This is a genomic window from Bradyrhizobium sp. HKCCYLS3013 (assembly GCF_051167615.1).
GTDB lineage: Bacteria > Pseudomonadota > Alphaproteobacteria > Rhizobiales > Xanthobacteraceae > Bradyrhizobium.
The window spans coordinates 484,809-506,399 of sequence record NZ_JBNPTK010000002.1 but is presented as its reverse complement, the minus strand read 5'-3'; the positions used below and the strand labels follow the sequence as shown (position 1 = coordinate 506,399).

The window sequence follows — 21,591 nt, the reverse complement described above, 5'->3', positions numbered from 1 at the left end:
GCGCGCGACCTTCGGACTATGTCAGCACGATCCACGCCGGCGCGTGATCGCTGGCGCCGTCCTCGCCGCGAATGGCGCGGTCGACGCCGGCCTTGGCAAGGCGCGGCGCGAGTTGCGGGCTCAGCAGCAGATGATCGAGCCGCAGTCCGGCGTCGCGCGGCCAGCGGTTGCGCTTGTAGTCCCAGAACGTGAACATCGGCGCCTTCGGATGCAGCGTGCGGATCGCATCGCACCAGCCTTGGTCGACCAGCGCCTTGAAGGCGGCGCGGCTCTTCGGCTGGATCAGCGCGTCCTTGTCCCAGGACTTTGTCGGGTAGATGTCGAGCGTATCAGGCGCCACGTTGTAGTCGCCGGCGAGCACGACCGGCAGGTCGTCCTTGATGAACTTGGCCGCGTGCCTGTGCAGCCGCTTGAACCAGGCGAGCTTGTGGTCGAATTTCGGCCCCGGCTGCGGATTGCCGTTCGGCAAATAGAGGCAGCCGACGACGAGGCCGCGCACCGCGGCCTCGATGTAGCGCGCCTCCTCGTTCCTGGGATTACCGGGCAGGGTGGTGCGCGTCAGCACCGGCTCAGCCTTGCGCGCCAGGATCGCGACCCCGTTCCAGGTCTTCTGCCCCTGCCACACCGCGCCATAGCCGGCCTTGGCGATCGCATCGACGGGGAAATCGGCCTGGGTGCATTTCAGCTCCTGCAGGCAGACGACGTCGGGCCTGGCCGCGCCCAGCCAGCGCAGCAGATTGGGGAGCCGCCGCCGGACATTGTTGATGTTGAAGGTCGCGATCTTCATGATGCCTGTTGCGGTGGGGATGGTCCGGATGACCAAGCTCGCAATCGCCTTTTGGTTCACGCTGCAGCATCGATGCAGCCAAGGCTGCCTATGAAAGCCCGGCCCATCAGGCAGCCACGCGCTTCTCGGCGGCGCGAGTCGAGAAGGCGCACGTGTCTATTTAGGTCGCGACGTCACCAGCGCGCGGATCTTGTCCGCATCCTCCGGCGTCGCGGGATTGTAGATCACCATGGTGAGGTCGGGCCGGCCATCGACGGCGAAGCCCGAGAATTCCAGCGAGAGCGGCCCGGCGAAGGGATGGTGCAGGACCTTCACGCCATCGCCATGCCGCCCTTGCACATCATTGTCGCGCCACATCGCCGCGAAGTCCGGGCTGGTCGCGCAGAGCTCGTCGACCAGCGATTGGACATTGCGGGCCGCGCCGGCGCGCGCCACGTCGGCGCGGAAGGACGCGACCACATAGCGCGCCACGGCCTGCCAGTTGGACTGTGCGGCGCGGACGCGGCTGTCGTTGAACATCATGCGCAGAACGTTGCGCTGGCCCTCGGGCAGGGTGCTGTAGTCGGTGAGAACGACCGTGGCGGCCCTGTTCCAGGCGACGATGTCCCATGTCGCCGTGCGAACGAAGGCGGGGCTGTAGTCCAGCGTGTTGAGCACGCGTTGCAGGCGGGGGGAGATGCCGTCGATGGCGTGATAGCGGGCTTCGGGCGGCCGGCCGAGACCGAGCAGGAACAGATGCTCGCGCTCGACGTCGGTCAGCATCATGGCGCGCGCGATGCGGTCCAGCACGTCGGCGGAGGGCGCGCCGCCGCGCCCTTGCTCCAGCCAGGTGTACCAGGTGGCGCTCACATTGGCGCGTTGCGCCACCTCTTCGCGCCGCAGCCCCGGCGTTCGCCGCCGCTGCAGCGGCAGGCCGAACGCGGTCGGATCGAGCTTGGCGCGGCGATCCCGGAGATAGGTCCCGAGCGAGTTGCTGTCCGTCATCCTGTTAGCGATTATACCCGTATAATGTCACGACTTTACCCGCATGAGCAGCGTAGCAATATCCCGGCGATCTGAACAGGGAGTGTGTCTCATGCGTGTCTTCGTCACCGGCGCCGCCGGCTTCATCGGCTCCGAAACCACCAGAGAACTGATCGCCGCCGGACATCAGGTCATCGGCCTCGCGCGCTCCGAAGAGAACGTCCGCACGCTCGAGCAACTGGGCGCGCAGGTTCATCGCGGATCGCTGCAGGACCTCGACAGCCTCAAGCGCGGCGCGAAGGACGCCGACGGCGTGATCCATCTGGCCTTCATCCATGACTTCGCGAAGTTCGCGGAGAACGGTGCGATCGACAAGGCTGCCATCGAAGCCATGGGCGAGGTGCTGGTGGGCTCGAACAAGCCGTTCATCGTCACCTCCGGAACGGGGCTCGTGACGGCCAATGTGGTGGTCACCGAAGACATGCGACGCGAGTCGTCAGCGCATGTCCCGCGCGTGTCCGAGCAGACGGGTCTCGCCTATGCGTCGCGCGGCGTGCGCGCGATGGTGATCCGCCTGCCGCAGGTGCACGGCGCACCAGGAAAAGCCGGGCTGATTTCCTATCTGGTCGAGCTCGCACGGCAGAAGGGCCGCGCCGCCTATGTCGGCGCGGGCGCCGAGCGCTGGGCCGCGGCGCATCGATCGGATGTCGTCCGCCTCTACCGGCTCGCCCTGGAGAAAGGTACGGCCGACGCGATCTACCACGCCGTCGGCGAGGAGGGCGTCCCCATGCGCGAGGTCATCGAGGCGGTCGGCCGCGCGCTGAACGTGCCGGTCGTCTCGATCAGAAAGGAGGAGGCTGGTGACTACTACGGGCCGCTGGCGATGTTCGCGGGCCTGGACATGCCGGCCTCCAGCACCCTGACACAGCAGCGCCTGGGCTGGACGCCCGAGGGCATCGGCCTGATCGCCGACATCGGCCAGCCGGACTACTTCAAGCCGAGCTCTCGGAGTTGAAGGATTGCCTGGAGCGGGTGGCGCGCCTGATCCTCACCCGCTCGCTGCGGCTGAAAGGCCCGGTCCGCCTGATGGCGGCGTTCGGCAAGTGCTTTCCGTCGTAGCCTCGGGCGGGGCGCCGGCCCCTCGGTCGCTGGGGAGTTCTATGCACTGTCGCCGAATTCTCCAGAAATAGGTCGCAAATGACAGGCCAGCGGGGAGGGTTGCCCCTCAATCGGCCGCGAGCTTGCCCTGTGCGGCCGCGACGATCTCGTCCTGCAGCGGCCGAGGGCCGAGCGCGCGCCGTTACCATCGTGCCGATCAGCATAGTCAACGTACGGATCGCTTCGCCGCGCGCCTCTCGGCGCGATCGTTCCTAAGCTGCTGGCGCATTTTCACGGGGCGGCCCGCATGAGCGCGGCCCCCCGAATTCGCAGCGCTCATCCCCGCTTGCATACCTTCAGGACTTCTTGAAGATTAGACGTGCTATGCTGATTGTGAAAAAGTCTATAGACGTCGCGTAGTCACCGTTGCAGGACATGGATGCGCGCTGTTCGCAACCATGCGAGTTCAGCGCTACGATACACATGAAAAACTCGAAGAGCGGGCTCGTGCGATGAATCAACAAGCAAGGCTTCGTACAGGTCGGCGAGGGTGGCGAATTTTGCTGCTGCCACTTCTGATCATGCCGTTTGTGCCCGAGATAGTGGTCTATGCGGCAACCGTTCTAGGAAGGTCGGTCGGCTGTAGACTTGACGATTCGAATGAGGCGGCGTGTCAGGTCGCAGGTTGGCAAATCAGCAGCATCCTGGATGCTGCGCTGCAGGCGGGTCTGCTTGTCAGCGTGGCCTTCGGAATCGGATTTGCGGCTGTCTGGCTCGCAGTGTGCTATTACGTCGTCAATAGGGGCTGGTCTCAAATGGCAAGCCGCGTCCTCCTCATTTCCTTGTTGACCATGATGTTTGCTGGGCTACCGTATTTGGCGCCTAACTTGGCGTTAGCTTATGTTGCGAACCAAAGGTGCGAGGCAAACGGCGGCTCTTGTTACGTGTTTGGCGGTAAGGTAACTAATACGGCAAGAGATGTCGTCGTTGTATCGGATCAGCCGTTCATTGCCAGTCTCGTCAAATCGCCGCCGGGTCCGATCGGGATTGGCGCTCCGATCGCTGGTGGCATGTTCGTGATTTACGTCGTCGGCATGTTGGCATCTCGAATTGTTTTGCATCGCCGCAAGGCGGCTACAGATGGCACTGGAGCATCGTCCAGCAAGTCTTAGCCGATGGGGACCTTCCAAGTCCTGGGGATGGCGTTGCCACGCGGTCGCAAGCATGATCTAATACACGCCAGGGTATTGGAGGCATCTACGATGCGAAAATGCTTCATTTTATGGGGCAGGGGCATTATTGCGTTTGCTCTACTCATACTATCCTTTTCAATTCAGAACGTTTTTGCGCAAGAGCAGGACTGCCAAGCTTTAAGGGCAAGCGACATAGGAGACGCCTTCTTCAAGGTAGGCGCATTCGACCTGGGTCGGCCATTCGAGTGTCAGGCGGCCAAGCAATCGGCAATCAAATTTGCTGGATATTATGCGCCATACGCCATCCAAGCCGCGCTCTCGTACGTCTCCGATCATCAGATCAAGGAGGGACCGGATAATTTTGGGGACGAGCAGAATGTTCGCAAAGCGAAGAGAGTGTTCAGACAGTGGGAGTATCAGTTTGACAGTCTAGGCTTGGTCAAATGTACGATACCGGGCGACGAAAATTGTGTGGACGACCGCCCCCAGCGCTGGACGTTGTTTTCGACGGATGGACTTTATTATCAGGTCTGGGCTCGTCACCTCGCCAATCGTGGATGTTCAGAGGTTAGCATTGCATTTCGGGGCACAGTCAATTCGTCGGTCGCCTTGTTCTTGGCGTCCTGGAGTTCGAACGCCCATCGCTTCTCTCGTTACGCGCATATCGATGACGAATACGATCAGTTGGCGCGGCGACTTGATAATCTGATAGAGAAAATCAAGGGTATGCCCTGCTACAAGAGGGCAAACGGAAACGCTCAGATTGTTTCAGTTGGACATTCGCTCGGCGGCGGGCTCGCAGAGTTCGCAGCTCTTGCAACGAAGGCGGGCCGAATCAAGAAGGTCTTCACGTTCAATTCGTCCCCTGTGACGGCGCCGGATCTGATCAATGATCAGACGTGGAATACAAATCGGCAAAAATTGACCATCGACCGCGTCTATCAGGAAGGTGAAGTTCTTTCAAAATACGCGGTCATCCGTGGTCAGCAGCAAACTCCCGCGTTCGAGTGCGATCCCTTGGTTAGAACGGTTCAGATCAACGCCTTCAGGGCAGGTGCACCCAAGACCACGTTTCAGAGGGTCGTGCGGTGGGTCAATCCTGGGGCATACAATGCCTACGAGGAGCACGGCATAGTGCCGCTGGCTTCCAAGCTTGTGGAGTGGACGGACGAACGGCAGTCCAGCTATCCGCCTCTGCCCAGAAGTGCTCACACGACCTGCGACCCGAGCCCTGACTATCAAATGCTTCCGCCGCCGTCGCCTCTCGACCAGGTCGCTTCAATGGGTGCGTGGCACGTCGCTCCAGCGGCAGGCGCACGCGATGTTGCTGGTCTGAGAAGCCAATCGCGGCGGCGCGAGCGCCAACTGCAGGCTTACGGTTCTTCTGAGCCGGGATTGTTCTCGATGCAGCCTCTGCAGTTCGCTCCGGTCGAACCAAATATTCTCGAACAGACGGCTTCTAAGCAGAAGAAGGGGGCGGCGCGGGCAGTTGTCGGTCCAAGATATCGGACTACGTTCCGCTCATGGCGGGCGGCGGGGTTGGGCACGGGGCATTAGCACTGGCTCTCGTCATGGCCGACGATTACGCTCCGACCAGCGTTTGATCACTGGATTTGCACGTAAGCAGAGGGCTGGCGTAGCTGGTGCGGATACCATGCCGCTCCTATTGTCCGCGACGACGGCTCTAATCGCTGGGGCCTAATTCTGCGGACTTTTTGCACTTTGCGGAAAAATTTCCCAGTAATTTCAGCGCGACTCACCCTGTCCAGTCCTTCGGCGAAAAATATTTAACTTCCGTTTATCGGAAAAATATGGTTCTCTCTCTCCGTCCCGCCTCGGCACGAGGGGCGTATCGCGATCGTCATGACACGCGGGGTGGGATGTGGTGGGCGCTTCGGGTCGCAGCATGGCTTGACGTCGTGCGGACGAACGGCACTGGGCGCACGTCGAAGACGTATGGTCCTGGCATCTCGACGCTGATGCTACGCTGGCGGTGATGATCCGCCGGTCACGGGGGCAAGACAGCCGATCCCCGGGGAGAGTACGCATAAGGCGTAAAGCCATCGCGCGGGGAATGCCGGTTGACCGGCTGAACCTGTGGTGACTGCCGCCTGCTTTTTTTCTGCAGGCGGGCCATGGGTGAGGCCTTCACCCGGCATTCCCTGCGCCCTCGTTGAAGAGGGTGAAAACGAGATGCAAGCCTCGGGCGTTATGGGCCGCGAGAACGAAGGCGCATGTGTGGACACCGTCATTGCCAGTGCAGCGCCGATCTCGTAGCCCGGATGAGCGCAGCGATATCCGGGTTCACCGAGATGGCGCGTGGGACCCCGGATGTCGCTGCGCTCATCCGGGCTACGGCAGCGGGCGTTGACGGACGATCAGCTCTCCGCGGGCGTCGCGCCGCCCTTGTAGATCCGGTGATAGCGCCGGCCGAGATTGGTCAGGACCTCGTAGCCGATGGTGCCGAAATGATGCGCCAGCTCGTCGACGGTGATGCCTTCGCCGAGCAAAGTGGCGAAGTGGCCGCGGCGGGCGGCCTTCGGCGGCAGGTCGGTGACATCGACCGCGATCAAATCCATCGAGATGCGCCCTGCGATCGGGCAGCGCTGGCCGGCAATGATGACGTCGGCGCCGCGGGTGCCGTCATTGGACGAGGCGGCGCGGAAGTAGCCGTCGGCGTAGCCGGCGGAGAGGATCGCCAGCCTGGTCGGCCGGCGCGCGCTCCAGGTGCCGCCATAGCCGACCGTGTCGCCGCGCGCGAGGTCGCGCAGCTGCACGATGCGCGCCTTGATCTCGGCGACCGGCTGCATCGGGTTGTCGGCCTCGGGCGTGGGATTGACGCCATAGAGCGCCGCGCCGGGACGCACCATGTCGAACTGGAAGGCGGCACCGAGGAAGATGCCGGAGGAGGCGGCAAGCGCGGCGGGCACGCCGGTGAACACGCTGGCGACCTCGCGGAACGCAGTGAGCTGGCGCGCGTTCGACGGGCTGTTGATCTGCTCGGCCGACGCAAGATGGCTCATCACCAGCGTGATGCCATGGTCGCCGCTCTGGATGCGCGGGATCATGCTCTGCGCATCGATCAGGCTGAGGCCGAGCCGGTTCATGCCGGTGTCGACATGGATGGCGGCGCCACCCTTCCAGCCGGTGCGGCGGCAGAACATGTCCCATTCGGCGAGCTCGTTGAGATCGCCGATGACAGGGCGGCAGTTGATGGCGGCGTAGTCGTCGCCGGTGTTCTGGAAGAACCCGTCGAGCACGTAGAGCGCGGCCGAGTCGGGCAGGGCGGCGCGGGCGACCTTTGCCTCGGCGAGGGTTGCGACGAAGAAGGTCTTGCAGCCCGCGGCCGCGAGCGTGCGCGCCACCTGGGGAATGCCGCAGCCATAGGCGTCGGCCTTGATGACGCCGGCACATTCGGCCGGCACTGCGGTCTTTTCCAGCTTGCGCCAATTGGCGGCGAGCGCGTCGAGATCGATGGTCAGCACGCCGGTGGCGCTGGCCGGGACAGCGTCGTCGACCGCCGAGACAGGCTGTTCGGCGGGTTTCTGTTCGGGAACACTCATGTGGCGCTTTTACGCGCCACGGCGTCACGGTTCAACCGCGTCAGGTCAATAGTCGTGGTGCTGCGGCGGCAGGCCGTCATGGGCGAGGTCGCCGAACCGGGTGACCGAGGCGTCGAAGTGCAATTCGACCGTGCCGGTCGGACCGTGGCGCTGCTTGCCGATGATCACCTCAGCCTTGCCGAGCGCCAGATCCATTTCCATCTGCCACTTCTGGTGCTCCTCGGTGCCGGGGCGCGGCTCCTTGGCGGCGAGGTAGTACTCGCCGCGATACACAAACAGCACCACGTCGGCGTCCTGCTCGATCGAGCCGGATTCACGCAGGTCCGACAGTTGCGGCCGCTTGTCCTCGCGGTTCTCGACCTGGCGCGACAGCTGCGACAGCGCGATGATGGGAACACTGAGCTCCTTGGCCAGCGCCTTCAGGCTGGTGGTGATCTCGGTGATTTCCTGGACGCGGTTGTCGTTGCCGCGCTTGCCCGAACCCGACAGCAGCTGGATGTAGTCGATCACCAGGAGGTCGAGGCCCTTCTGGCGCTTCAGACGCCGGGCGCGCGCCATCACCTGCGCGATCGAGATGCCGCCGGTTTCGTCGACATAGAACGGCAGCGACTGCAGCTCGATCGAGCACTCGCGCAGCTTCTCGAAATCGGCCTCGGTGATGCCGCCGCGGCGGATGTGGCTCGAGGGAATGCCGGAGCGCTCGGCGATGATGCGGGTGGCGAGCTGCTCGCCGCTCATTTCGCACGAGAAGAACCCGACCACGCCGCCCTGGGCGGCGCGATAGGTGCCATCCGGCTGCAATTCCGGAACATAGGCCTGGGCGACGTTGTAGGCGATGTTGGTCGCGAGCGAGGTCTTGCCCATGCCGGGACGGCCGGCGAGGATGATCAAGTCCGAGTGCTGCAGGCCGCCCATCTTGGCGTCGAGATCGCGCAGGCCGGTGGAGATGCCGGACAGCTTGCCGTCGCGCTGAAACGCCTTGGCGGCCATGTCGAGCGCGGTCGTCAGCGCCTGCGAGAATTTCTGGAACCCGCCGTCGTAGCGGCCGGACTCGGCCAGCTCGTACAGCCTTCGCTCGGCGTCCTCGATCTGGTTGCGCGGCGCGAAGTCGACCGGCGCGTCATAGGCGACGTTGACCATGTCCTCGCCGATGCCGATCAGGTCGCGGCGCAACGAAAGGTCGTAGATGGTGCGGCCATAGTCCTGGGCGTTGATGATCGTGGTCGCCTCGGCCGCGAGCCGCGCCAGATATTGCCCGACCGTCATGCCGCCGATGTCAACGTCGGCCGGCAGGAATGTCTTCAGGGTCACGGGCGTCGCGACCTTGCCCATGCGGATCAGGCTCGACGCGGTCTCGAACACGGTCTGATGCAGCGGCTCGAAGAAATGCTTCGGCTCGAGGAAGTCCGAGACGCGATAGAACGCGTCGTTGTTGACGAGGATCGCGCCGAGCAGACCCTGTTCCGCCTCGATGTTGTGAGGAGCGCTGCGATAGGCCGGCGTCGCTGCGTCAGCCGGCGCCAGCTTGTGAACGTTCGAATCGGTGAGTGCCATGACCGCGTGTTTAGCAGCTTTGAAGGGGAGGGGATAAAGCGCCAGTCGCGCGCGAAGCGGAAGCGAAAGCTGAGCGCAATTCACCGTCTGGTAAATCTGGTGGATGAATCCGGACTCGCCAGATGCCGTGCTTGACGGAACCGACAGGACTCAAGGCCGCGCGAGCGCGAGCGACATGCCGGTGCACTCAACCGGCGCGATCGTTCGACATGTCCGCGAGGCGGGAACGAGAGTCGGTACGGCAGGGCGTGCGAGGGCCGCGCGTGGATCCGCGCCCGGCGTCAGACCAGCAGCAGATAGAGCAGGGCGATCAGGGATGCCCCTACGCCCGCGGCGATCAGCGCGTAGTCGGTGCTGAAGTCGGTCTGGGGTTCCAACATGGCTCTGGCGGGGCTCTGGGACACGCCGGGACACTACGGCCGGGCTTACCCGGGGTCTGTGAGCCAGTTCACAGACCGCACGATTTGTTTGAAAATTTGAGTCGGATGGGCATGATCTCACGCTTGGGACGCGATCCGTTATCTACGCATCTCAAGATTGAAGTCGGGCCCGCGGCGCGGCCGCGCGAATCCGGGCGTCCGTCTCTGCAGGACCATTGCACTGACGCCGCCTTCCGCCTTCGTCGCGGGCCGCGCGCGCTACTCACCCGCCATCTGCAGCGCCGGGCGGCTGCCGCGCTCGCGCGCCCGCAGCCGCGTCTCCTCGCGGTGGACGTAGTCACGCGTCATCGGCACGACGCCCTGGCGCTTCGTCAGCTGGATCTGGACATTCATCAGGTTCTGCTTGCGGAACCCCATTTCCGCGGCCGCCAGGTAGAACTCCCACATCCGCGCGAAGCGCTCGTCATAGAGCTGCACGGCCTCGTCGCGCCGGGCCATGAAGCGTTCGCGCCACGCCTTCAGGGTCTCCGCGTAGTGCAGGCGCAGGATCTCGATGTCGCAGACGAGGAGCCCGGCGCGCTCGATCGCCGGCAGAACCTCCGAGAGGGCTGGGACGTAGCCGCCGGGGAAGATGTATTTGGCGATCCAGGGGTTGGTCGCATCAGGGCCCTCGGAGCGTCCGATCGAATGCAGCAGCATGACGCCGTCGTCCGCGAGCAGCTCGGCGCAGCGGCGAAAGAAGGTGTCGTAGAAGGCGACCCCGACATGCTCGAACATGCCGACCGAGACGATGCGCTCGAACGTACCTGGCACGTCGCGGTAATCCTGCAGCAGGAAGCGGGCGGCATGGGACAGGTGCCGTTCGGCCGCGCGGGCCTCGGCGACCTGCAACTGCTCGGCCGACAAGGTCACGCCGGTGACGTCGGCATCACACATCTCAGCCAGGTAGAGTCCGAGCCCGCCCCAGCCGCAGCCGATGTCGAGGATGCGATGGCGGCGGCGGATCAGCAGCTTGGCCGCCAGATGACGTTTCTTGGCGAGCTGGGCATCGTCCAGCGTCGCATCCGGCGTCTCGAAATAGGCGCAGGAATATTGCCGGTCGGCATCGAGGAACAGCGAATACAGCCGCCCGTCGAGATCGTAATGATGGGCGACGTTGCGGCGCGCGCGTGCCCGGATGTTGAGCTGGTGCAGGTGCCGGACGAGGTAGCGCAGCCACCATTGCGTCTTGGCCCAGTCGGGCACCGCGGCCGGCTGGCTCATCACGATCGACAGCAGATCCGCGATCGATCCTCGTTCGACGACGAACGAGCCGTCCATATAGACCTCGCCGAGCGCGAGCTCGGGATTGGCCAGAATCCGGCGCTCGGCTTCACGAGTCAGAAATCGTGCCGCCACGGGGACACCGGTTCCATCCCCGCAGCTGAACGACGTGCCGCTGGCCGTCGTAAAGCTGATCGACCCACGGCAAATGAAGCCACTCAACAGACTTCGCAGCAAACGGTCCATCCACACCACCCAACGAGCTATTCCCGTGAGTTGCTGACTTTCCCGGCCGTCGCACTCGACGCGTTGAGAACCGATTGGTTCCCAATCATCACGTTGTTATGTTACCCAGCGGGCACACGCCGATGCCACTGCCATGAACACAAAGCCGATATTCAGAACGGTCATTGTCATTGATCGATGGACATCTCGGCGCAGGAACATCTGTGCGCTTTCATTCGCTCCGCAATCCGTTAAAAAGGCCGCGGCCGCCGGCCTTTTGGCCGGTGTCCGGCATCTGACCGCCGGACGAGGTCTGAAGGGATCGCCGTCGACGGCGTGGAGCGACCGCAATGTCCGCTGTCACGTTCGGCTGATAGCGAGAGGAAACACGGCAGCGGATGTCGCGCGGGGCGGCGCCGTGTGGGCGAAACCATAGCTGGAGAATGAGAATGGTGGGCCGAGCGCTCAATTTGGCGGCGGTGGTGGCGGTGTTCTGCATGGGCTTTGCGGGGGCCGCCGTTGCGCAGGAAAATCTCGATGCGGGCAAGAGTCCTGCGCAGATCTTCAACGGGACCTGCGTGGTCTGCCACAAGTCGCCGCGCGGTCTGGCCAAGAACACCTCGGCCGGCTCGCTGCCCGGGTTTCTGCGCCAGCATTACACGACGAGCCCCGAGATGGCCGGCGTGCTCGCCAATTACCTGATTGCGAACGGCGCCGCTGATGCGCGATCCACGGGCCATTCCGGCAAGGAGACGCGGTCCGAGCGTCGCGCCCGGTCGGCCACCACCGAGCCGTCCGAGGCGAAGCCGGCCACCGCTGACGATGCGGCCGAGCCGCGCCGTCGGGGTCATCATTCTAGGCGCTCCGCGCCGGCCGAGGCCAAGCCCGATGCGGCAGCGGAGCCTGCGGCTGCACCGGCCGACGGCGAGGGCAGTGCGCCCGCAAAGAAGGGCCGGCTCGGCAAGCGCAAGAAGCCGGCCCAGGAGGGCGCGGCCGCGGATGAGACGCGCAGCGAGCCGACCGGTGCGACCCAGCCGTCGCCGTCGCGCGAGGACAGCGCCGCCGGCTCCGAGCCGCCGCGGGTTGAGCCGGCAAGATCGAGCGACGCCGCCCCGGCGCTGCGCGCCGATCCGGTCCCGCCGGTGACGCCGGCGCCGGCCACGACCCAGTCGGTGCCGTCGGATCCCTCGGTTCCGTCCTCGCCCTCGCGGTGAGACGGCAATGAAAAAGCCCGGCTCGTTGAGCCGGGCTTTTCCGCAAATGGGCTAGCGCGGCGCTTACTGCTGCGCAGACTCGCCGGCAGCGCCCTCGTCCTGGGCCTCCGGATCGAAGAACTCGCCGGCGGCCGCGATCGCTTCGGCGGCGGCGTCGCGGTCCTCCTGGCGGGTCGAGATGTCCTCGCCGCGCTTGATGCGCTCGGCCTCGTCGGCGCTGCGGGCGACCGTCACGGTCACCGAGGTCTCGACCTCCGGATGGATCGCGATGGTGATCGTCTGCTTGCCGATCGTCTTGATCGGGGCGTCGAGCCAGACCTGCGGCCGGCTGACGGTGATGCCGTCGGCGGCGAGGGCGGCGACGATGTCGCGCACCGAGACCGAGCCGAACAGCTGGCCGGATTCGGAGGCCTGGCGGATGATGACGATGTCGCGGCCGTCGATCTTCTCGGCGACCTTGGACGCCTCGCCCTTGGCCTTGATGTTGTTGGCCTCGAGCTCGGCCTTCATGCCCTCATACTTGGCCTTGTTCTCGGCGGTGGCCCGCAGCGCCTTCTTGCGCTTGAGCAGGAAGTTGCGGGCGAACCCGTCCTTGACCTTCACGATCTCGCCCATCTGGCCGAGCTTGGCGACACGTTCCAGCAGAATGACTTCCATCGATGTTCTCCTTGTGATGTTTGAAGCGGTTGGTTGAGGTGAAGCTTCTACGGCACCGGCAACGGCGGCGGCTGCCGCGGGCCGAAGCGGTGGCGGAGGTCGAAGGCGGCGTCGGCGAGGCCGAGGACGATCATCGCCAGCATCGGGATCGGCCAGATGAAGGTCAGCATCAGCGCGTAGGCGAGGCCGAGCCAGAGCGGCCGGGTGCGCAGCGGCAGGGTCAGCGTATGCAGGACCGCGAAGCCGGTGAGCGCATAGGCGGTCAGCAGCGCTGCGGCGGCGATTCGCGCGAGCATGCCGATCAGCCCGCCCGGGAAGCAGAAGGCGATGATCGCAAACAGCGCCGGCAGCGTCATCAGCGGCAGCTTGGTGTCGCGCAGGCGTGGCCATGGGCGCATCAGCCGGCCGGAGATCGCCGTGATCTTTGCAGCCGCCAGGACGTTGAGCGACAGGATCGTGGTCATGATCACCGCGGCCATGGGCGGCGCCATGAAGACCAGGAGCTCGACCAGCTGGGGAATGTCGACCGCGTCGGTCGACGCGACGGTATTGCCGAGCACGCGCGACAGCAGCCGCCTGAGACCCTGATTGGTGGCCGTCATGTCGGTGCCGAAGGAGAATGCGGCAATCAGCGCGGCGATCACCGCGATCCACAGCAGGATGTTGCCGGGCGGATACCATTCGATGCCATCCTGGCCGGATGGGCTGGTCGTCGGCCGGCCGAGCAGGACGAGGTGGCCGAGCCACCAGGCCGGCAGCGTCACCGAGACGGCAAAGGCGAGCGCGCGATCGAAGCCGAAGATGGCCAGCACGCAAGCGGTTGCCACAAGACCGCCGATGACAGCGCAAAGCCGGCCCCAGGCGATTGCGGCGACCAGCAGCGGCACGGGCGCGAGCAGCGCAAGCACGAGCGCCGTCATTACGCCCGACGCCGTCGAGGCGAACATGACGGCGGAGGCAGCGCCTGCTGCGAGCGCGATGAGAAGCGTTCCGATCATCAGCTGTCCCGCTCCCTTCGAGCGGTTAGAGGCGCCTTCGCCCCAACCATCGGCGACCGGACGACCCGGAAGCCTTATGAGAATTCAACGGAAGGAGCCGGCGGCGCGGGGCCGCCGGTCCGAGGTCCGCAATCAGCGGATGACGTAGGGCAGCAGGCCGAGGAAGCGGGCGCGCTTGATGGCGCGCGCGAGCTCGCGCTGCTTCTTGGCGGACACGGCGGTGATGCGGCTAGGCACGATCTTGCCGCGCTCGGACACGTAGCGCATCAGCAGCTTGGAGTCCTTGTAATCGATCTTCGGCGCGTTCGGCCCGGAGAACGGGCAGGTCTTGCGGCGGCGGAAGAACGGGCGACGTGCGGGGGCTTCAGCCATTGATCTTACTCCTCGTCCGTCGTTTCTTCGTCACGGGGCCGGCGCGGGCCACGATCGCCACGGTCTCCGCGATCGCCACGGAAGCCGCCGCCATCGCGCTCACCACGGAAGCCGCCGCCGCGGTCGTCGCGCTCACGGTCGCGATCGGCCTTGCGCATCATCGCCGACGGGCCTTCCTCGAGCTCCTCGACGCGGACGCTGAGGTAGCGGATCACGTCCTCGCTGATCCGCTCCTGGCGCTCGATCTCGGCGATCGCCGCGGACGGCGCGTCGATGTTGAGCAGCACGAAGTGCGCCTTGCGATTCTTGTTCATGCGGTAGGTGAGGGAGCGAACGCCCCAATTCTCGGTCTTCGTGACCTTACCGCCGAGACCCTCGACGATACCGGTCATCTGAGCCGTCAGTTCTTCCACCTGCTGGGTGCTCGCGTCCTGACGCGCGAGGAAAACATGCTCGTAAAGCGGCATGGCTGTCCTTTCCAAGTTGGCGCAAATCCCGGCGTCAAGCCCTTCGAGCCCTTGTGGAAAGGACTCGCAGACGTCAGCTCAGAAGGCGGGAACACGGGACGACGGGCCGACTGGCCCTGCCACATCAAATCGCCTGGACAGCTTGGAGAGGGTACATCCCCAAGGTTGAGCAAGGTGAATTTGCTGGGACCGTCCGTTCAGCTCCCGGCTCGGGATCCACGGATGGCGGGCCTTATACCGATTTTCGGCGCCAAGGCAAGGGAAAGTGGTCGAAATGCGCCCGTCACGCGCTTGACATCCCGGCCTTTGCCAGTGTCTTTCCGGCCAAAGTTACTCAATTCCAGGGATTTTGGAACGTTCAGGGGGCGGCCATGACGGCAGCATTCACTTTTCCGGGGCAGGGGTCCCAGGCCGTCGGCATGGGCAAGGCGCTCGCGGACGCCTTCCCGGTGGCCCGCGCCGTGTTCGAGGAGGTCGACGCTGCCCTCGGCGAGAAGCTGACGACCATCATTTGGGAAGGTCCGGCCGAGACCCTGCAGCTGACCGAAAATGCCCAGCCCGCCCTGATGGCGGTGTCGATGGCGACCTTGCGGGTGCTGGAGGCCGAGGCGGGGTTCTCGGTCGGGCGGGACGCGGCCTTCGTCGCGGGTCACTCGCTGGGCGAATATTCGGCACTGGCGGCCGCCGGCAGCCTGACCATCGCCGACACCGCCCGCCTGCTGCGGACGCGCGGTCTCGCGATGCAGAAGGCCGTTCCGGTAGGCGTCGGCGCCATGGCCGCGCTGCTCGGGATGGATTACGAGGCAGCCGTGGCGGTCGCCGAAGAGGCGGCTCAGGGCGAGGTCTGCCAGGCCGCCAACGACAATGGCGGCGGTCAGGTGGTGGTGTCCGGCAACAAGGCCGCCGTCGATCGCGCCGTCGAGATCGCGCGCGCCAAGGGCGCCAAGCGCGCCATGCTGCTGCCGGTCTCCGCGCCGTTCCACTGCAAGCTGATGCAGCCGGCGGCCGACGTCATGGCGGAGGCGCTCTCCAAGGTCACCATCAAGGCGCCGGCCTCGCCGCTGGTCTCGAACGTGCTCGCGGCGCCGATCAGTGATCCCGACGAGATTCGCCGTCGCCTGGTCGAGCAGGTCACGGGTACGGTGCGCTGGCGCGAATCGATCGCCTACATGGCGAGCCAGGGCGTGACGCGCTTCCTGGAGATCGGCGCGGGCAAGGTGCTCAGCGGCCTGGTCAAGCGGATCGCGGATGGTGCAGTCGGTGTCGCCGTCGGCGGACCGGCGGACATTGCGGCCGCCAAGGATGCGCTGGCCGCGGTCAAAACGTCGTAGAGCGTCGCGTATAGCGGCATTGAGGAGAGTTTGATGTTCGATCTGAGTGGCAGGACCGCGCTGGTCACCGGCGCGACCGGCGGCATCGGCAATGCGATCGCCAAGGCCTTGCATTCCCAGGGAGCGACCGTGGCCGTTTCCGGCACCCGGCGCGAGGTGCTCGAGACCCTCGCGGGCGAGCTGGGCAGCCGTGTGCATGTGCTGCCTTGCAATCTGTCTGACGCGGCCGAGGTCGAGGCGCTGGTGCCGGCCGCCGAGCAGGCGATGGGGCAGGTCGACATTCTCGTCGCCAACGCCGGCATCACCCGCGACAACCTGTTCGTGCAGCTCCGCGACGAGGATTGGGACGAGGTAATCAAGGTCAACCTGACCGCGACATTCCGCCTCTCGCGTGCCGCCACCAAGCTGATGATGCGCAAGCGCTTCGGCCGCATCATCGCGATCACCTCGATCGTCGGCGTCACCGGCAATCCGGGGCAGGGCAATTACACGGCGTCCAAGGCCGGCATCATCGGCATGATCAAGACGCTCGGCGCCGAGTACGCCAAGCGCGGCGTGACCGCCAACTGCATCGCACCGGGCTTCATCAAGACACCGATGACCGACGCTCTGAACGAGAAGCAGCGCGAGTCGATCCTCGCCAAGGTGCCGGCGGCGCGGCTGGGCACGCCAGAGGACATTGCTGCAGCTGCGGTGTACCTCGCCTCCAACGAGGCGGCGTATGTCACGGGCCAGACCATCCACGTCAACGGCGGCATGGCGATGATCTAGGCCCTGCCGCGGCTCGGAATGCGGCGAAAAGACGTCGCGACCAGCATACCGGGCCGTGTGGTCAACGATTCGCGTGTATGGTAACCGGGCAGCTGATGGGGGCACGAAGAACGCCATTGCAGGATTTCCAAACCCTGTATATTGGCGGGGCGAGCTGCCATCGTTCGCCGGGCCTCCGTCGGCTGGCGCTGCTGATCCGGGTTCCTGTTTGAGCGCTCTGGATCGGAGGCGTACCGGCCTCATGGAGAGTGTGGATTGGAGTTTGTGAGTGGCCCCGTTTCCGAAGTTTTCGGACCGCAAGTCGTCCGCCAAATTTCGGTAAAGGGGCGCTGCGGGGCAAATCTGGTTTTGCGCGATCGCGAAGGAAGTTTAGCGGCCGGGGTGATGCGGATCATCCGGGGGTCGGGTCTTAAAGGAACAAGCACGAGGTTGAACGATGAGTGAGATTGGCGAGCGGGTTAAGAAGATCGTGGTCGAACACCTTGGTGTCGAGCCCGAGAAAGTGGTCGACAACGCGAGCTTCATTGACGACCTCGGTGCTGACAGCCTCGACACGGTCGAGCTCGTCATGGCCTTCGAGGAAGAGTTTGGTTGCGAGATTCCGGACGACGCCGCCGAGACGATCCTGACCGTCGGCGACGCCACCAAGTTCCTCGAGAAGAACGCCAAGAGCTGACGCTCCGGCGAAGTTGCGCGAAACCGGCCGATCCGTCTTGTGCGGTCGACCGGTTTCTTGCTGTTGGCGGCATCGTGATGAGCCGTCATCTGGCGGTCGGCGACAGACGATTCGGTCGCGCTGCCTGGCCAGACCGTGTTACTCGAACAATTGACCCGAGATGCGGCGACGGCCGTCAGCCGATCCACAAGCGCTCAAAATCGGGTCTGGAGAAACGAACATGAGGCGGGTTGTCGTCACTGGCCTTGGCATGGTTTCGCCGCTTGGCTGTGGTGTGGAAACGACCTGGCAGCGCATCCTTCAGGGCAAGAGCGGTGCGCGCTTGATCGAGTCGTTCGAGGTCTCCGATCTTCCCGCCAAGGTGGCCTGTCAGGTGCCGCGCGGCGATGGCTCCGACGGCACCTTCAATGCCGACCAGTGGATGGAGCCCAAGGACCAGCGCAAGGTCGACGATTTCATCATTTTCGCGATGGCTGCGGCGCGTCAGGCGCTCGATGACGCCAACTGGCATCCCGCGACGGAAGAGGACCGCTGCGCCACCGGCACGCTGATCGGGTCCGGCATCGGTGGCCTCTCGGGCATTGCCGACACGGCGATCCTGCTGAAGGAGCGCGGTCCGCGCAAAGTGTCGCCCTTCTTCATTCCCGGACGTCTGATCAATCTCGCCTCGGGCTATGTCTCGATCGAGCACGGGCTCAAGGGCCCCAATCATTCGGTCGTCACCGCCTGCTCGACCGGCGCGCATGCGATCGGCGACGCCAGCCGCCTGATCGCGCTCGGCGATGCCGATGTCATGGTCGCCGGCGGCACCGAATCGCCGATTTGCCGAATCGGCATGGCCGGGTTCTGCGCGGCCCGCGCACTGTCGACCGGATTCAACGAGACGCCCGAGCGCGCGTCGCGTCCTTACGACAAGGACCGCGATGGCTTCGTGATGGGCGAGGGCGCCGGCGTGGTCGTGCTCGAGGAGTATGAGCACGCCAAGGCACGCGGCGCGCGGATCTACGCCGAGGTCTGCGGCTACGGACTGTCCGGCGACGCCTATCACATCACATCGCCATCGCCGGATGGCGACGGCGGCTTTCGCAGCATGAGTGCGGCGCTGAAGCGGGCCGGCATCACGGCCGCCGACCTCGACTACATCAACGCGCACGGCACCTCGACTCAAGTCGGCGACGAGATCGAACTCGGCGCGGTCGAGCGCCTGCTTGGCAATGCCGCTTCGAAGATCTCGATGTCGTCGACCAAATCGTCGATCGGCCATTTGCTCGGCGCGGCCGGCGCCGTCGAAGCCATCTTCAGCATTCTCGCGATTCGGGATAACATCGCGCCGCCGACGATCAATCTGGAGAATCCGTCGGTGGAAACCGCGATCGATCTCGTGCCGCATGCACCTCGCAAACGCGAGATCAACGTGGCGCTGTCGAACTCGTTTGGTTTCGGCGGCACCAACGCGTCGGTGGTTTTGCGGCGCGTGGTGACCTAGTGCGGAAGGACGGAATGCCGCTCGGGCCGATTGTCGCTTGGTCACGCGGATATCCGACTGCAGCCACACTAGAACCCAAGACTTCGCGTGTCTTTAACTTCGCGTGTCTTTCGCAGGTCGGCCTTCGGCGCCGATGCGGTAAGTGGATGCGCATGGCGGTGAGGCCCGGCGAAAACACCTTTTCGCCGTATTCGATGACGAGATGACGAATCGTTAAATTGGGCGTGGACTTCAGGTCGCTTGCGTTGGGGAGCGCACGGCCACGACGAGAGCGACAGGACTGAAGGTTGCATCGATGAGTGAACGGCCGCCCATCTCGCCCCGCAGCCCGCGCGCAGCGCTGGAGCCGGAACGCGTGCCGCCGCCGCCGCGCCGCTCCGACCGCGCCCGTAATCCGTTCGTGGTGGTCGGCAATGCGATCATCACCTTGCTCATCCTGGCCATGCTCGGCGTGGGCGCGGCCTACTATTATGGACGGCAGATCCTCGAAGCGGCAGGACCGCTGCAGGAGGACAAGGTCGTCAACATCCCGCAGCGCGCGGGCAAACGCGATATCGCCGACGTGCTCGCGCGTGAAGGTGTGATCGACGTCAATCCGTGGATCTTCATCGGTGGGGTCTATGCGCTGAAGGCCAGTTCCGACCTCAAGCCGGGCGAGTATGCGTTCCAGAAGAATGCATCGTTGCGCGACGTGATCGGCGTCATCGTCGAAGGCAAGGTCGTGCAGCATTCGGTGACCGTGCCCGAAGGCCTGACGTCAGAGCAGATCGTGGCGCGTCTGTCCGAGAACGAGATCTTCACCGGCAGCGTCCGCGAGATTCCGCGCGAAGGCACGTTGTTGCCGGAGACCTACAAGTTCCCGCGCGGGACCAGCCGCGATCAGGTCGTGCAGCGCATGCAGCAGGCGCAGAAGCGCGTGTTGGCCGAGATCTGGGAACGGCGTAGTCCGGATCTGCCGGTCAGGACGCCGGAGCAGTTGGTGACGCTGGCTTCGATCGTCGAGAAGGAGACCGGCAAGCCCGACGAGCGCAGCCGGGTGGCCGCAGTATTCGTCAACCGGCTGAAGCAGCGGATCAAGCTGCAGTCCGATCCGACCATCATCTATGGTCTGGTCGGCGGCAAGGGCACGCTGGGCCGTCCGATCAAGCGCAGCGAGATCACCCAACCGTCGCCCTACAACACCTATGTGATCGAGGGCCTGCCGCCGGGACCGATCTCGAATCCGGGACGCGCCTCGCTGGAGGCGACGGCCAATCCGGCGCGCACGCGCGATCTCTATTTCGTCGCCGACGGCACCGGCGGCCACGCGTTCACCGAGACCTACGACCTGCACCAGAAGAACGTCGCCAAGCTCAGGGCGATGGAGCGGCAGACCCAGAACGACACCGTCGAGCCCGACGAGGCGCCGCCGGCCGTTGCCGGCGGAGCGGTGGATCCGGTGGCCGGGGCAGCAGCCGCGCCACGGACGCCGGCCGGTGCGAAGAGGCCGCCCGCCAACCGCGCCAACGGCGGTGTCGCACCCGGCAACGGGGCGCGACAGGGCGCCGCACAGCCGACCCCGCCGGTCGTTCAGCAATAATTTCCCACGCATCTCGGCCGCGCAGAACCGGGCTTAACATTTGCCCAAAAGGCCGTAAGGTTCGCGCACTTTTGGCGGAGCGAGTCTGTCCCGCCATTCCCGATATGCCGGAGACATGGACGAAATGGCGCTGTCGAGCATGACCGGCTTTGCCCGTAGCCACGGGGCAAGCGGTCCCTACTCGTTCGAGTGGGAGTTGAAATCGGTCAACGCCAAGGGATTGGACGTCCGGGTGCGGCTGCCGCAGGGCTGGGACGAGGTCGAGGCCTTCGCCAAGAAGCGCGCCACCGAGGTGCTGTCGCGCGGCACCGTCTACGCCAATCTCACCGTCAAGCGCACCGAGACCGGGTCGACGGTGCGAATCAACGAGGATGTGCTGGCGGCCGTCGTGAAGGTGGCGAGCCAGCTCGCGGGCCGGATCGACGCGGTCGCGCCCAGCATCGACGGGCTGCTGTCGATCAAGGGCGTGATCGAGGTGGCGGAGCCGGAGACCGACGAGGCCGAGGACAAGGCCGCCAAGGAGGCGGCGATCGCGGCGTTCGAGACCGCGCTGAAACATCTCGTGGAGATGCGTCGGCGTGAGGGCGACACGCTCGGACAGATCCTCAACCAGCGCGTCGACGAGATCGAGGCACTGGCGAAGAGGGCCGAAACATCGCCGGGCCGCAAGCCGGAGGCCATCAAGGCGCGACTCGCCGAGCAGGTCGCGGCCCTGCTCGACACGTCGGACCGCTTCGATCCTGACCGCCTGGCGCAGGAGGCGCTGCTGATCGCGGCCAAGGCCGACGTGCGCGAGGAACTCGATCGCATCGCCTCCCACATCGCGCAGGCGCGCGAGATGCTCGGCAAGGGCGGGCCCGTCGGCCGCCGGCTCGACTTCCTCGCCCAGGAATTCCACCGCGAGGTCAACACCACCTGCTCGAAGTCGAACGACATCGAGCTGACGAACATCGGCCTGGAGCTGAAGACCGTGGTCGAGCAGTTCCGCGAACAGGTTCAGAATCTGGAGTGATC

Annotated in this window: 19 protein-coding genes; 10 read left to right on the top strand and 9 right to left on the bottom strand. The window is 65.0% G+C overall.

What is annotated here, in order from left to right:
• Positions 1–16: 16 nt before the first annotated feature.
• Both xth and ACQR1F_RS06450 read right to left on the bottom strand, forming a co-directional pair.
• Positions 17–787 (bottom strand): exodeoxyribonuclease III, encoded by a 771-nt coding sequence (gene xth, locus ACQR1F_RS06455; RefSeq protein WP_434912721.1) that lies wholly within the window; start codon positions 785–787, stop codon positions 17–19.
• Between the two features lie 156 nt (positions 788–943).
• On the bottom strand, positions 944–1,771 hold the full coding sequence (locus ACQR1F_RS06450) for a helix-turn-helix transcriptional regulator (RefSeq protein WP_434912694.1): 828 nt from the start codon (positions 1,769–1,771) through the stop codon (positions 944–946).
• Between the two features lie 91 nt (positions 1,772–1,862).
• Here ACQR1F_RS06450 and ACQR1F_RS06445 point away from each other — a divergent pair, with 91 nt between their 5' ends.
• The 3 genes from ACQR1F_RS06445 (at position 1,863) to ACQR1F_RS06435 (ending at position 5,598) form a co-directional block, all read left to right on the top strand.
• The gene (locus ACQR1F_RS06445; protein WP_434912693.1) at positions 1,863–2,765 is read left to right on the top strand and encodes an SDR family oxidoreductase; all 903 of its coding nucleotides are present in this window, start codon (positions 1,863–1,865) and stop codon (positions 2,763–2,765) included.
• A gap of 541 nt (positions 2,766–3,306) precedes the next feature.
• Positions 3,307–4,020 carry a hypothetical protein gene (locus tag ACQR1F_RS06440; RefSeq protein ID WP_316180933.1) on the top strand — a complete coding sequence of 238 codons (714 nt, stop codon included), beginning with the start codon at positions 3,307–3,309 and terminating at the stop codon, positions 4,018–4,020.
• 90 nt (positions 4,021–4,110) lie between these two features.
• On the top strand, positions 4,111–5,598 hold the full coding sequence (locus tag ACQR1F_RS06435) for a lipase family protein (protein WP_316215635.1): 1,488 nt from the start codon (positions 4,111–4,113) through the stop codon (positions 5,596–5,598).
• 821 nt (positions 5,599–6,419) lie between these two features.
• Here ACQR1F_RS06435 and alr read toward each other — a convergent pair.
• From alr to ACQR1F_RS06420, 3 genes are all read right to left on the bottom strand, one after another.
• On the bottom strand, positions 6,420–7,604 hold the full coding sequence (alr, locus tag ACQR1F_RS06430; protein WP_316180929.1) for an alanine racemase: 1,185 nt from the start codon (positions 7,602–7,604) through the stop codon (positions 6,420–6,422).
• Between the two features lie 45 nt (positions 7,605–7,649).
• Entirely contained in the window at positions 7,650–9,158 is a 1,509-nt protein-coding gene (locus ACQR1F_RS06425) for a replicative DNA helicase (RefSeq protein ID WP_315755750.1), read from the bottom strand.
• A 638-nt stretch (positions 9,159–9,796) separates the two neighbouring features.
• Positions 9,797–11,047 carry a cyclopropane-fatty-acyl-phospholipid synthase family protein gene (locus ACQR1F_RS06420; protein ID WP_315800306.1) on the bottom strand — a complete coding sequence of 417 codons (1,251 nt, stop codon included), beginning with the start codon at positions 11,045–11,047 and terminating at the stop codon, positions 9,797–9,799.
• A gap of 428 nt (positions 11,048–11,475) precedes the next feature.
• Here ACQR1F_RS06420 and ACQR1F_RS06415 point away from each other — a divergent pair, with 428 nt between their 5' ends.
• Positions 11,476–12,240 carry a hypothetical protein gene (locus ACQR1F_RS06415; protein WP_316180925.1) on the top strand — a complete coding sequence of 255 codons (765 nt, stop codon included), beginning with the start codon at positions 11,476–11,478 and terminating at the stop codon, positions 12,238–12,240.
• 63 nt (positions 12,241–12,303) lie between these two features.
• On the opposite strand, the gene rplI is transcribed toward ACQR1F_RS06415, so the two are convergent.
• The 4 genes from rplI to rpsF form a co-directional block, all read right to left on the bottom strand.
• Positions 12,304–12,897 carry a 50S ribosomal protein L9 gene (gene rplI / locus ACQR1F_RS06410; RefSeq protein WP_434912692.1) on the bottom strand — a complete coding sequence of 198 codons (594 nt, stop codon included), beginning with the start codon at positions 12,895–12,897 and terminating at the stop codon, positions 12,304–12,306.
• A gap of 47 nt (positions 12,898–12,944) precedes the next feature.
• Complete coding sequence (locus ACQR1F_RS06405) at positions 12,945–13,895, bottom strand: hypothetical protein (protein ID WP_316236641.1); 951 nt, start codon at positions 13,893–13,895, stop codon at positions 12,945–12,947.
• A gap of 132 nt (positions 13,896–14,027) precedes the next feature.
• Positions 14,028–14,267 (bottom strand): 30S ribosomal protein S18, encoded by a 240-nt coding sequence (rpsR, locus tag ACQR1F_RS06400; RefSeq protein WP_008963441.1) that lies wholly within the window; start codon positions 14,265–14,267, stop codon positions 14,028–14,030.
• A gap of 5 nt (positions 14,268–14,272) precedes the next feature.
• On the bottom strand, positions 14,273–14,734 hold the full coding sequence (gene rpsF, locus ACQR1F_RS06395) for a 30S ribosomal protein S6 (protein WP_315800302.1): 462 nt from the start codon (positions 14,732–14,734) through the stop codon (positions 14,273–14,275).
• Between the two features lie 371 nt (positions 14,735–15,105).
• Here rpsF and fabD point away from each other — a divergent pair, with 371 nt between their 5' ends.
• The 6 genes from fabD to ACQR1F_RS06365 all read left to right on the top strand — a co-directional run bounded on the left by fabD (position 15,106) and on the right by ACQR1F_RS06365 (position 21,589).
• A complete protein-coding gene (gene fabD / locus ACQR1F_RS06390) occupies positions 15,106–16,065 on the top strand; it encodes an ACP S-malonyltransferase (protein WP_315800301.1) in 960 nt (319 codons plus the stop codon).
• 33 nt (positions 16,066–16,098) lie between these two features.
• Positions 16,099–16,836, top strand: coding sequence for a 3-oxoacyl-[acyl-carrier-protein] reductase (gene fabG / locus ACQR1F_RS06385; protein ID WP_315800300.1), 738 nt, complete (start codon positions 16,099–16,101; stop codon positions 16,834–16,836).
• A 436-nt stretch (positions 16,837–17,272) separates the two neighbouring features.
• Positions 17,273–17,512 (top strand): acyl carrier protein, encoded by a 240-nt coding sequence (locus tag ACQR1F_RS06380; protein WP_006610957.1) that lies wholly within the window; start codon positions 17,273–17,275, stop codon positions 17,510–17,512.
• A gap of 220 nt (positions 17,513–17,732) precedes the next feature.
• Positions 17,733–18,998 carry a beta-ketoacyl-ACP synthase II gene (fabF, locus tag ACQR1F_RS06375; RefSeq protein WP_315800299.1) on the top strand — a complete coding sequence of 422 codons (1,266 nt, stop codon included), beginning with the start codon at positions 17,733–17,735 and terminating at the stop codon, positions 18,996–18,998.
• A 295-nt stretch (positions 18,999–19,293) separates the two neighbouring features.
• Entirely contained in the window at positions 19,294–20,577 is a 1,284-nt protein-coding gene (gene mltG / locus ACQR1F_RS06370; RefSeq protein ID WP_434845863.1) for an endolytic transglycosylase MltG, read from the top strand.
• 124 nt (positions 20,578–20,701) lie between these two features.
• A complete protein-coding gene (locus ACQR1F_RS06365) occupies positions 20,702–21,589 on the top strand; it encodes a YicC/YloC family endoribonuclease (RefSeq protein ID WP_315800446.1) in 888 nt (295 codons plus the stop codon).
• Positions 21,590–21,591 lie beyond the last annotated feature (2 nt).

What these genes read in the sequence shown, in the direction of transcription:
- xth (WP_434912721.1), bottom strand. Translation starts at nt 787, where the DNA reads ATGAAGATCGCGACCTTCAACATCAACAATGTCCGGCGGCGGCTCCCC.
- ACQR1F_RS06450 (WP_434912694.1), bottom strand. Translation starts at nt 1,771, where the DNA reads ATGACGGACAGCAACTCGCTCGGGACCTATCTCCGGGATCGCCGCGCC.
- ACQR1F_RS06445 (WP_434912693.1), top strand. Translation starts at nt 1,863, where the DNA reads ATGCGTGTCTTCGTCACCGGCGCCGCCGGCTTCATCGGCTCCGAAACC.
- ACQR1F_RS06440 (WP_316180933.1), top strand. Translation starts at nt 3,307, where the DNA reads ATGCGAGTTCAGCGCTACGATACACATGAAAAACTCGAAGAGCGGGCT.
- ACQR1F_RS06435 (WP_316215635.1), top strand. Translation starts at nt 4,111, where the DNA reads ATGCGAAAATGCTTCATTTTATGGGGCAGGGGCATTATTGCGTTTGCT.
- alr (WP_316180929.1), bottom strand. Translation starts at nt 7,604, where the DNA reads ATGAGTGTTCCCGAACAGAAACCCGCCGAACAGCCTGTCTCGGCGGTC.
- ACQR1F_RS06425 (WP_315755750.1), bottom strand. Translation starts at nt 9,158, where the DNA reads ATGGCACTCACCGATTCGAACGTTCACAAGCTGGCGCCGGCTGACGCA.
- ACQR1F_RS06420 (WP_315800306.1), bottom strand. Translation starts at nt 11,047, where the DNA reads ATGGACCGTTTGCTGCGAAGTCTGTTGAGTGGCTTCATTTGCCGTGGG.
- ACQR1F_RS06415 (WP_316180925.1), top strand. Translation starts at nt 11,476, where the DNA reads ATGGTGGGCCGAGCGCTCAATTTGGCGGCGGTGGTGGCGGTGTTCTGC.
- rplI (WP_434912692.1), bottom strand. Translation starts at nt 12,897, where the DNA reads ATGGAAGTCATTCTGCTGGAACGTGTCGCCAAGCTCGGCCAGATGGGC.
- ACQR1F_RS06405 (WP_316236641.1), bottom strand. Translation starts at nt 13,895, where the DNA reads ATGATCGGAACGCTTCTCATCGCGCTCGCAGCAGGCGCTGCCTCCGCC.
- rpsR (WP_008963441.1), bottom strand. Translation starts at nt 14,267, where the DNA reads ATGGCTGAAGCCCCCGCACGTCGCCCGTTCTTCCGCCGCCGCAAGACC.
- rpsF (WP_315800302.1), bottom strand. Translation starts at nt 14,734, where the DNA reads ATGCCGCTTTACGAGCATGTTTTCCTCGCGCGTCAGGACGCGAGCACC.
- fabD (WP_315800301.1), top strand. Translation starts at nt 15,106, where the DNA reads ATGACGGCAGCATTCACTTTTCCGGGGCAGGGGTCCCAGGCCGTCGGC.
- fabG (WP_315800300.1), top strand. Translation starts at nt 16,099, where the DNA reads ATGTTCGATCTGAGTGGCAGGACCGCGCTGGTCACCGGCGCGACCGGC.
- ACQR1F_RS06380 (WP_006610957.1), top strand. Translation starts at nt 17,273, where the DNA reads ATGAGTGAGATTGGCGAGCGGGTTAAGAAGATCGTGGTCGAACACCTT.
- fabF (WP_315800299.1), top strand. Translation starts at nt 17,733, where the DNA reads ATGAGGCGGGTTGTCGTCACTGGCCTTGGCATGGTTTCGCCGCTTGGC.
- mltG (WP_434845863.1), top strand. Translation starts at nt 19,294, where the DNA reads ATGAGTGAACGGCCGCCCATCTCGCCCCGCAGCCCGCGCGCAGCGCTG.
- ACQR1F_RS06365 (WP_315800446.1), top strand. Translation starts at nt 20,702, where the DNA reads ATGGCGCTGTCGAGCATGACCGGCTTTGCCCGTAGCCACGGGGCAAGC.